At 39.1% G+C, this 10593-nt stretch carries 10 protein-coding genes and 1 tRNA gene; 3 read left to right on the top strand and 8 right to left on the bottom strand.

Translation table 11 applies throughout. From position 1 onward, the window contains the following. Positions 1-122: 122 nt before the first annotated feature. From KSK37_RS10445 to KSK37_RS10415, 7 genes are all read right to left on the bottom strand, one after another. The gene (locus tag KSK37_RS10445; protein WP_217201313.1) at positions 123-755 is read right to left on the bottom strand and encodes a phage integrase SAM-like domain-containing protein; all 633 of its coding nucleotides are present in this window, start codon (positions 753-755) and stop codon (positions 123-125) included. A 206-nt stretch (positions 756-961) separates the two neighbouring features. After that, positions 962-1036 (bottom strand) — tRNA-Val (locus KSK37_RS10440). A 55-nt stretch (positions 1037-1091) separates the two neighbouring features. Continuing rightward, positions 1092-2330, bottom strand: coding sequence for a bifunctional folylpolyglutamate synthase/dihydrofolate synthase (locus KSK37_RS10435; protein WP_217201311.1), 1239 nt, complete (start codon positions 2328-2330; stop codon positions 1092-1094). A 197-nt stretch (positions 2331-2527) separates the two neighbouring features. Then, positions 2528-3415, bottom strand: a complete 888-nt coding sequence (locus KSK37_RS10430) for a ferric siderophore ABC transporter substrate-binding protein (protein WP_217201309.1) — start codon at positions 3413-3415, stop codon at positions 2528-2530. Between the two features lie 9 nt (positions 3416-3424). After that, entirely contained in the window at positions 3425-3823 is a 399-nt protein-coding gene (locus tag KSK37_RS10425; RefSeq protein WP_217201307.1) for an ExbD/TolR family protein, read from the bottom strand. A 4-nt stretch (positions 3824-3827) separates the two neighbouring features. Beyond that, positions 3828-4511, bottom strand: a complete 684-nt coding sequence (locus tag KSK37_RS10420; protein ID WP_217201305.1) for a MotA/TolQ/ExbB proton channel family protein — start codon at positions 4509-4511, stop codon at positions 3828-3830. 170 nt (positions 4512-4681) lie between these two features. Then, complete coding sequence (locus KSK37_RS10415; RefSeq protein WP_088359048.1) at positions 4682-5140, bottom strand: hypothetical protein; 459 nt, start codon at positions 5138-5140, stop codon at positions 4682-4684. A 247-nt stretch (positions 5141-5387) separates the two neighbouring features. On the opposite strand from KSK37_RS10415, the gene KSK37_RS10410 reads away from it, so the two are divergent. From KSK37_RS10410 to KSK37_RS10400, 3 genes are all read left to right on the top strand, one after another. Beyond that, positions 5388-7181: a DUF885 domain-containing protein gene (locus KSK37_RS10410; RefSeq protein ID WP_217201303.1), complete on the top strand. Its 1794-nt coding sequence runs from the start codon at positions 5388-5390 to the stop codon at positions 7179-7181. Positions 7182-7349: 168 nt separating this feature from the next. After that, the gene (locus KSK37_RS10405; RefSeq protein WP_217201300.1) at positions 7350-9596 is read left to right on the top strand and encodes a PAS domain S-box protein; all 2247 of its coding nucleotides are present in this window, start codon (positions 7350-7352) and stop codon (positions 9594-9596) included. A 10-nt stretch (positions 9597-9606) separates the two neighbouring features. After that, positions 9607-9960 (top strand): response regulator, encoded by a 354-nt coding sequence (locus tag KSK37_RS10400; protein WP_217201298.1) that lies wholly within the window; start codon positions 9607-9609, stop codon positions 9958-9960. Between the two features lie 2 nt (positions 9961-9962). On the opposite strand, the gene nth is transcribed toward KSK37_RS10400, so the two are convergent. Continuing rightward, positions 9963-10592, bottom strand: coding sequence for an endonuclease III (gene nth, locus KSK37_RS10395; RefSeq protein ID WP_217201296.1), 630 nt, complete (start codon positions 10590-10592; stop codon positions 9963-9965). Position 10593: the final 1 nt, after the last annotated feature.

Raw genomic sequence — 10593 nt, 5'->3', positions numbered from 1 at the left:
ACACTACACGGAAAAATCTTTGAAGGGATTTTCCCTATGTGGAAATTTGCAAAACTGTTACCCTCAAAACAAACAAAATCAAACTTAACTTTTACAATTTACTGTCCAAACTTTGGGGGGAACTATAGGTCTTTGTCTAAGAAATCCAGCCCTACAGCTATCTTTACAATCTGTTTGAATCTCTGTAAAGTTTTATGAATAGTGTTCTGCTGAAACTTCTTCTCTGCCTTTAGATAATATTCAAATTCTGTAATAAATGCCATTGTCATTTCTCTCAGCAAAAAATCTGATTTGTTAAATTTATGTTTAACAAAAGTTTTTACATGATTTCTAGTTTGATAAAATTTAGCTACAGATACGGCAGTAGTAGAGATTCCAATTAATTTTTCCTGTTTTGCAATATGTAGACTAAACATTTCCATAATAGTTTTGTCTTGCTTAATATTCTCTCCTTTGTATTGCCTGTAGATATCATTTACATCAAAGTCTTTATCTTGAATTTGCAGCATTAAAAAAGCCTGATTAATTTCTTGTTTAATCAGGCTTAGTTGAGTATTGATTTGGGTATTGTCTGTATTTGGTGGATGTGCTTTCTGTTTTGAAGCATTCCAGTTATCAGGGTTTATAAATAATCCTGTGGAAAATTCATATCTCTGTCTTTCGTAAGTAATTCTACTTCTAATAGGGCATTTACCTATTGAATTTATTCTACTTCTTGATATCAGAAAAAGAATATTTATTTTGCTATTGTTCATGCGTAAGTGTTTTTAAGAAAGTTGATGAATAGGGCGTTTGGAATGCACACCTTAAAGAAATGTTGCACACCTAAATGCACACCTTAAATTACCCTGGAAGCACTATAATTATCCTTTTGAATAAATTTCAAAAATGTCAGAATCCTTGTAAAACCACACAAACTGTATACGCACAAAAAAAACTCCTCAATTTCTTGAGGAGTTTGTGGGCCCTGAGGGATTCGAACCCCCGACCCTCTGGGTGTAAACCAGATGCTCTGAACCAACTGAGCTAAGAGCCCTTTACCAGTGTGCGAGATATCTCGTTTTTTGGTTTGGCAAATATACAACGTTTTTTCATTTCTGCAAATTTTTTTCTAAAAATTCTCCCACTACAAAGTTACTTCCGCCGATAAAAATCATTTCACCTTTTTTAATATTCTGTTTTGCAGAAAGATAGGCTGAATTTACATCATCAAAAATTTTATAAGAAATTTTAGTTTTTTTCAGCAAATCCTCGTAATCCTGAGGGTGACGACCCCGGTTAATGGATGGTTTTGCAAAATAGAAGGTGGAATCAGGAGGAAGAATGTTTAAAACTTCGTCAATCTTCTTGTCATTTACGAATCCAAGAACAATATGTTTGTGTTTCGGGATCGCATTAAGCTGGGAAAAAACCTCTTCAAGACCGGCCTGATTGTGTCCGGTATCGCAAATTGTTAAAGGGTTGTTTGAAAATTCGTACCACCGCCCGAGGAAATTGGTGTTCTTTTGGACGTTTAACAGTCCGGATTTGGTGCTTTTTTCTGGAATTTCCACACCAATATTCTGCAGTTCTTTAATCAGTGCAAGTACAACTCTGATGTTTTTCTGCTGATAGTTTCCTTTTAGATCGGATTTCAGATCTGTTTTCACTGCTGTTGCATCGATGAATGGTGAATGATTTTCTTCTGCCTTTTTTCTGATGATGGTTTTTACCGTTTCATTTTCATCTCCCGAAATTACCGGAATGTTTTCTTTGATGATTCCAGCCTTTTCGGAGGCAATTTCCTCAATGGTGTTGCCCAAAATATTCTGATGATCCAGCGCGACATTAGTGATCGCAGAGACTAAAGGTGTTAAGATATTGGTGGAATCAAGTCTTCCGCCTAAACCTACTTCAATAATTGCAAAATCTACTTTCTGCTGCTCAAAATACTCGAACGCCATAATGGTTGTAAATTCAAAGAAAGAAGGTTGAATGTCCGCCGGTAGATTTTTAAGTTTCTGAATAAACCGATAGACAAACTCCTTATCACAGTTTTCCCCGTTTACCTTAATTCTTTCAGTAAAATCGATGAGATGGGGCGAATTGTACAGCCCGATTTTATAGCCGGAATCCTGCAGAACCGAAGCAAGCATATTGCTTGTCGAACCTTTTCCGTTGGTGCCGGCAATATGGATGGTTTTTATTTTGTCCTGAGGGTTTCCGAAAAAACCGCAGAGTTTGGTGATGTTCTGAAGGCCCGGCTTGTAGGCTTTTTCACCGTCAGTCTGATAATTCGGAGCCTGAACAAAGAGCCATTCTACAGCATCCTGATATTCCTGATTTGTCATCTTACAAAATTCTCAAAAGTTTTTGGTTTCCGGAAATTATTTTTGATTTGATTTAGGGTTTTCAAAGTAGCTGAAAACCGCGCCCCTGATTGAACGGCATGTCTGAGCTCTTTTTTGTGAGAGGTGGTGAAGACGACTCTCACAAAAAAAGCGAGTAGTGAAAGCAGGACAAGGCGCCCAAACTCTTTCTTTTTATTTTAAAATGTGATTTTGTAAGTTCCTGAAGATGAGGTAGACGCTTTTTCGGCTTTTACATATTTTTTCACCCATGAGACCGATGTTGCAGAAACGCATGCATCGGAAATTCCACCTGAACGACGCGCTGAAATGACATTTCCGGCCTTATCTACGGTATATGAAATAGTGATGCTTCCACTTGCCGTACAGCTATGAGAAGGCTGTGCGCCGCCACGGCCCATTGTGCCGGGGATGTAACCGGTCAACTTTCTGTCGATTCCTATCTTGCTGTCGCTGTCACCGTCGCCGCCCAAAGGATCACCCTGATTTCCAATTCCCGTTCCGTCACCTTGCGAACTGGCTTTTGTACCTCTTCCTTTAATCAGATTGCCAATCGCGGCAGTACCCTTTCCGTCGCCGGTGCCGGTTGTGGAATTGGAAGCTGTGGCTTTCGTCGACGAAGTTTTAGGCTTTGCCGAAGAAGCTGATGCTGATGATGTTTTAGTGGATTTGTCAGATTTATCGGAAGTTTTAACCGGATTTGCAGCATTCTTTCCGGTGAGGACTTTCTCGTTGGGAGTTTCCTTTTTTGGTTCTGAAACCGCTGCCGGTTTGTCTGTAAGTTTTGTTTTAGATTCGGGCTCAGCGGGAGTTTCCTCGATAACTGGATCAGCATTTGATGCCAAACTACCTTCCTGATCTGCAGGTTCATCAAGGCCGCTGCCGTTTCTGTTGTCACCGAAATTAATGAGCATACTGGTTACGGCTTCATTTTTCTCCGGAATACTGGTGGTGAATTTATAAAGAGACACGAACAGCAAAAGCAAGGACCAGATCACTGCGGTGATAATTCCGCTCTTTACTCTGTCCCTGTTTTCTTCCCGGTTATTGAGGCTGTGGTCGTTCATTTCTAACGGTTAATTTTCCTTAGTAGTTGCTATTGCAATATTAAATTTGTGCTTTTCGGCAATCTCCATGACGAAAACGACGTCTTTGTGGAATGAATTTTTATCCGCCCGTATGGTAAACGAAGGATTTTTAACGTTCTGCAGCTTGTTGACAATCACCGATTCGAGTTCTTCTCTTTTGATCGCAATGTCATCTACAAAATATGAGCCGTCTTCTTTAATGCTTACCGTAACCTGATTCGGAATATTTGGGTTTTCCAGTTCGCCTTTCGGAAGCTTTACGTCAATCGCGCTTTGGTTTGCAGCAGCAGAAGTCACCATAAAAAATATGAGAAGTAACAAAATAACATCCACCATTGCAGCAAGGCTGAACTCCGGATTTGCTTTATTTCTGCGTTTAAGTTTCATAATTTTATGACGGTTTGTTGATGATGTCTAAAAAGTCCGTAGAAAGATGCTGCACTTTCAGAACAAATTTATCAATCCTTGTTAAAAGTAAATTATAAAAAAAGTTGGAAGGAATCGCTACGGCGAGACCCATTGCTGTTTGTCCCAACGCCGTGTAAATCCCTTCTGAAAGCGTCTTCGGTGAGAAAGATCCTTCTGCGTTTGACATGCTGAAGAACGCCATAATCAGTCCGATTACAGTTCCCAAAAGTCCCAGCATCGGCGCTAAACTCGGTACCGAAGCCAATAGGTTGAGGTTTTTTTCCAGTTTGGAAACTTCAATCTGAGCCTGACTTTCCATTGCGCTTACAATATCCGAAATAGGTCTGCCGATTCTCGTAATCCCTTTTTCAAGAATTCTTGCTTCCGGAGTATTTTGTCTTACGCAATAATCCACCGCCGCATCCACACGTCCCTGATTTAAAAGATCCTGAATGTTATTCATCAGATTGGTATCGTTGATTTTCAACATCCGGTTGATGTAAAAAAGCCGCTCAAGGAAGATGTAAAGGGAAAAGACACCCAGTGCAATAACGGTACACATGACGATGTTGGCGAAAAGATTGCCGTGAAACATAATTTTCCAGAAAGAAAAAACCTGTTCCTGAGTTTCGGGGGTTATGGCTTGAACTGCTGTTTGTAAGAACATTTATTAAAATTTATAATTAAAAACTGAACGGTAAAAATAGCTTAATATTGTTAAAAAGCTCTCTGAGAATGATATTTTGAAGTGTAAAGACCGGAAACCGTTCTCAGCTTACCGTGATCAATAAGCGGATGCGGGCTTCATAACTTTGAAATTCTGCAAAAAAGCGGGGATTAATCGTCCACTACAATTTCGTCCGGTCTGAAATTGCACTTCAGCTTAAAAGGAACCGCATCTCCGGAACCGGTATAGAAATCGTTGATTTCGCCTTTCCAGAAAAGCTCCAGATCGCCATCCTGATTTTTCTCAAAAGAAAGTTCGCTGTTATAAAGATAGGCGTCTTCGTCATCGAAAAGATCTACTCCTGTAAAAGTATCATCGGCAGAATCGGTAACGGCAAAAGTTTTCCCTTCTATTTCAGCATCATCAATCGGAAAATCGAAAACATCCATCGAGAGCTGCGGAAAATGATACTGAAGCGAGTCATCATCCACATGATCCAACGAGTCATCTGTGATGATTTCTACTTCGAGAAAATGTTGCTTGTTGCTGTAAACCGCTTTGCAGTAAGTACTTTTGATGTTGTATTTAAGGGTTTCTTCAGGATGGTAGATTTTTAAAATCCCTTTCATTTCTTTAAGAAAAAAATAATGTTAAATAATTGATTGTGAAACTGATTCAACAAAGATAAAAAATTGATTGATTGCGCAAAATATTTTATTCGTTTTTTAAAATTATAGCAGACAAAAGAGTTTTCCGGAGTTTTTTAATGAGCTGTAAAATAAGCCGTTTGTTTTGGCATATCAAAACAAGGCAAATAATTAAATTTTAACTTTTTATGGTGAAAAATATTAAATTAGCATTTTGAAAAAAATAAAAATGAGAAATATTCTTTATAAAATCCTTTTCGGATTCGGAATTGTAACAGGTATTGTTTCCTGTAAAAAAACAGATTCTCCGATTACCAAAGTAACGCCGGCTGATCTGGATTCCATTGCCTCCCACTATTATGAACAGTATTTGAAGCTTTATCCTTTAGAAGCGACTGCTCAGGGTGATTTGCGGTATAATGACCAGCTGCCGATCAACATTGATAAAGATTTTATTTCAGGAGAAATCTCTTTTTATAATTCGGTTCAGAATCAATTGAAGAAAGTAGATTATAAAAGTTTGAGTGATGAAAAGAAAACAGTTTATGATGTACTGGATTATACTCTGAAAGATAAAACCGAAATCTACGCTTACCACCCGGAATATATTCCTTTTACCCAGTTTTCCGGTCTGCCTTTAGATTTACCTTTATTAGGAAGCGGGTCCGGGAGCCAGCCTTTTAAAACCGAAAAAGATTACAGCGACTGGCTGAAAAGAGTTGAAAAATTCCCTTTATGGATGGACACCGCGATGGAGAACTTCCGCGAAGGAATTGCCAATAATTATGTTTTACCAAAAAAACTGGTAATAAAAATGATCCCGCAGATGAATGCGGAAGAAATTACGACTACTGATTTTGAGAAGAATATCTTTTACGGGCCCATCAAAAATTTACCCAAGGGCTTTACTGAAGCTCAGAAACAGAAATTTACGAATGAATATAAGGAGATGATTCTCAAGAAAATAATTCCCACCTACACCAAAATGGCTAATTTTCTTGAAACTGTATATCTACCAAAAGCCCGTTCAACAGACGGAATCAACGCATTGCCAAAAGGAAACGAAATCTATGCTTACTATGTAAAAAGCCAGACGACCACCAATAAAACCCCTGAAGAGATTAATAAAATCGGTTTGGAGCAGGTAGCGATGCTGCGCCGCGAGATGGAAAAAGTAAAACAGCAGGTAGGATTCAGCGGTACTTTGGAAGAATTTATCACTCATGTAAAAACCGATCCGGAAGCAATGCCTTATAAAACAAATAAAGAAGTTTTAGATGCGTTCAACAGGATTTTGGCAAAAATTACTCCAAAACTGAACACGATGTTCAGCGTGACTCCCAAAACTCCTTTTGAGATCCGCCAAACAGAAAAGTTCCGTGAAGCCAGTGCCAGTGCGGAATATAAAGTAGGAACACCGGATGGAAAAAGGCCGGGAATTTTTTACATTCCTCTGCCTGATCCTGCAAAATTCAATGTGACATCAGGTATGGAAAGTCTGTTTTTACATGAAGCAATTCCTGGCCATCATTACCAAATTTCCTTACAGCAGGAAAACACGAAACTGTCGAAATTCATGCGGTTCGGCTGGTCCAACGCATTTGGTGAAGGCTGGGCACATTACTGCGAAACACTGGGGCCGGAATTCGGTCTTTATACAGATCCATATCAGAAAATGGGTTATCTGAGTGATCAGATGCTGCGTGCAGTAAGACTTGTAGTAGACACCGGTATTCATACGGGGAAGATGACAAGAGAAGAAGCCATTCAGTATTTTCTGAGTAATATTTCCTACGACGAAGCAGGAGCCGTTGCGGAGATTGAGCGCTATATGGCGATGCCGGGACAGGCACAGGGTTATAAAATCGGCGCACTGAGAATCCGTGAACTGCGGGATAAATACCAGAAACAACTTGGAAGCCGCTTCAGTCTTGCAAAATTCCATGATGAGATTTTAAATCAGGGAACCTTGCCTTTGGATGTTCTGGACCGTAAAATGGAACTTTGGGCAAAAAAGCAGTAAGTTCGAAGGTAGTTGGGTTTAATATTTAGAGAATTTAACAAAATATTTCATTTCAATTAAAAAGTAATTATATTTGTTTATTATTGTTAATTTAACGCTTTTATCTGAAAATACTTAGTAGATGTGTTGGTATTTAATGCATTTACTTTGTAAAAGAATGATTATATAATGGAGGCTAATTTTCCCCTTTCCCTTTTTTCTCTCAAGCAGGAAGTATTCGAGAATGTTTTGCAGAAAACGCCTTTTGGGTTTTCACTCATTTCCGAAGACTATGTTTTGGAATACGCCAACGATGCCTGGCTTGATATTTTAGAGAAAAAAAGAGAGGAAGTTGTGGGAAAGAAAATTTTCGATGTCTTCCCGGAAAACGAAAAGCAGCTTCTCTGTGTTTTCGAAAATGTAAAAAAAACGGGAGAACCTTTTACCGCTCCCGAGCACGGCGTCAAATTGATGCGAAACGGTGTACTGCAGGAAGCTTTCTTCAGTTTTGTATACCATCCTATTTATAATGATGAAGGCGTATTTCAATATTTCGCAACGGTAGTTTTGGAGATCGCAGAACTGGTCAACATCAAAAATAAAGTGAAGGAAGATGAGGAACGTCTCCGTCTTGCAACTGAAAGTTCACATACTGCAACCTGGGATTTGAATCTTAAGACCCATGAAATTGTTCATTCCACCTATCTGTCTGAAATTTTTGGATATCAGCCTGACGAAGAAATTTCTCATCAGCAGCTGAGAGGTCACCTTTCGGAAAGCGACCGAATCAATATTGTAGAAAAAGCATTCGAAAGAGCGCTCAAAACCGGTATTTACCAGTACGAAGCCCGCATTACCGATAAAAACGGAATTGAAAAATGGGTTTTTACCAACGGTAAAGTATTTTTTGATGATGATCATCAGCCTATACGAATGTTGGGCGTAATGCAGGACATCACCGAAAGAAAGAAAAGCGAAATTCTTCTTAAGCAAAGCCATCATCAGCTCAACACGGCAATGGAGGCTACAAAGCTCGGACGTTTTGATATGAATCCGGAAACTCTTGAAAAATATAATTTCTCACCAAGGTTTTTAGAGATTTTCGGATACGATTCTGAAACGGAAACCATCGATTCCAAAATTTTAGAAAAACATATCCACAGGAATTTTATTGAGGTAAGAGCGGACGCGCTTAGAAAAGCTAAAGAAACAGGAGATCTCTATTACCAAACCAAGATCGTTTTGCGTGATAAGAGCGTAAAATGGATTGAGCTCTACGGAAGGCTTCTGCCGCCTGCTGAAGGAAGTAAAGCTTATATTTCAGGCACGGCGAGAGATATTACAGAGCTTAAAAATTTCGAGGAAAAAATCAGTGAAAGCGAAAAGAAATACCGTTTTCTGGCTGACGCAATGCCGCAAATCGTCTGGATTGGAGAACCCGACGGAAAACTGACCTATTTTAATAAATCAACCCTGGATTATTCCGGGAAAGATTATAACGACTTTGTAGAAGGAAACGGCTGGCTGGAAATTGTGCATCCTGACGAACAGAAAGAAAATGTAAGACTCTGGGCCAAAAGTGTCAGAACCAAAAAACCTTTCTTTTTTGAGCACCGCTTCCGGAATAAAATGAATGAATACCGGTGGTTTATGAGCCGCGCATATCCAGAACTCGATGAGTTCGGAAATGTCACCAAATGGGTGGGAACGAGCACCGATATTGATGATATGAAGAAGCAGGAAATGCAGAAGAACGATTTCATCAAAATGGCAAATCATGAACTGAAAACGCCTGTAACTACAATAAAAGGTTACGTTCAGCTGCTCAAGAAAATGCGCGGCGAATCGGAAGACAAGTTTCTGGTAAACTCACTTAATACCATTGAAAATCAGGTAAATAAACTTAATGTTTTAATTGGCGATCTCTTGGATATTTCAAGAATTGAGTCAGGAAAACTTCCTTTAAATAAAAGAGAATTTTCCCTCCTTAAACTTGTGACGGAAACCATTGAAGATATCAAAGCTTCGGAACAGAGCCATCAGATCAATTTCGAACTGATGCATCCCCACGATATCGAAGTATATGCCGATAAAGACCGGATTACACAGGTTTTAAATAATCTGCTGACTAATGCGATCAAATATTCTCCGCATTCAAAAACCATAAATGTGGAACTTTTTATTGAGGATCATTGCGCAGTGGTTTCGGTAGAAGATTTCGGAATCGGGATGGATAAAAACGAACTAAGGAAAATTTTCGAGCGTTTTTACAGGGTTTCCGGTGATGATGAAGAGACTTTCCCGGGCTTCGGAATCGGACTCTTTATCGTGAAAGATATTATGGACAGACACGACGGAAAAATTTGGGTCGAAAGTGAAAAAAACAAAGGCAGTAAATTCTATTTCTCACTTCCGGTTTATCAGATTCAAAAATAAAATTTAAACTATGGAAATATTGGTGATTGATGACAACAGGGATATCTGTACGCTGATCGAAAACATTCTTCTGTCCGAAGGATACGAGGTGAAATCATGCTGTAATCCTGTAGAATTCAACGAAATTATCGAGAAAGAAAAACCGAAATTAATTATCACCGATATGCTGATGTCGGGTTTCGATGGGAGGACTTTAACTAAAGATATTAAGAATAATCCCGAAACGAAAGACATCAAAATCATACTGATGTCTGCACATCCCGATGCTTCCAAAATAAGTGAAACCATTGGCGTAGATGATTTTCTCACCAAGCCGTTTGAAATCAACGATTTGGTCGCTAAAGTTGAAAACCTTTTAAAATAAGATTACAGGTCAGTTTTTTCAAACAGCATTTTCGTTAAAAAATCCTTTTCTCTATTCCCTCTCGCAGGCGAATATTCTCTGCCGTAAAATATGATCTGAAGATGCAGCTTGTTCCACGTATGTTCAGGAAAGAGTTTTTTTGCATCACGCTCAGTTTCTATCACGTTTTTACCGGAGGTCAGTTTCCATTGAGTCATCAGCCTGTGAATGTGAGTATCGACGGGAAACGCAGGAAATCCAAACGCCTGGCTCATCACTACAGATGCTGTTTTATGACCGACACCGGGAAGTTCTTCCAGTTCTTCATAGGTTTGAGGTACCGTTCCGTTGTGTTTCTCAACGAGAATTTCTGCCGCTTTTTTCAGGTTTTTAGCTTTTGTATTCGCTAACCCAATTTCTTTAATTAAATATCTGATTTCCTCAGCTTCCAGATCTTTCATTTTAAAAGGGTCACCGGCCACTTCAAAAAGTTTTGGCGTAATCTGATTCACTTTTTTATCGGTAGTCTGGGCGGAAAGGGCGACTGCAACCAAAAGCGTGTAAGGATCGCTATGATCTAGAGGAATCGGAACTTCAGGATATAATTTTTCAAGTTCCCGGATTACGGTTTCGGCTCTTTGTTTTTTGGTCATT

The sequence above is a fragment of the Kaistella soli genome (genome assembly GCF_019038595.1).
In the GTDB taxonomy this organism is placed as follows: Bacteria; Bacteroidota; Bacteroidia; order Flavobacteriales; family Weeksellaceae; genus Kaistella; species Kaistella soli.
Note: the sequence above shows the minus strand (reverse complement) of the source record. Positions and strands in the feature narration are given on the sequence as shown.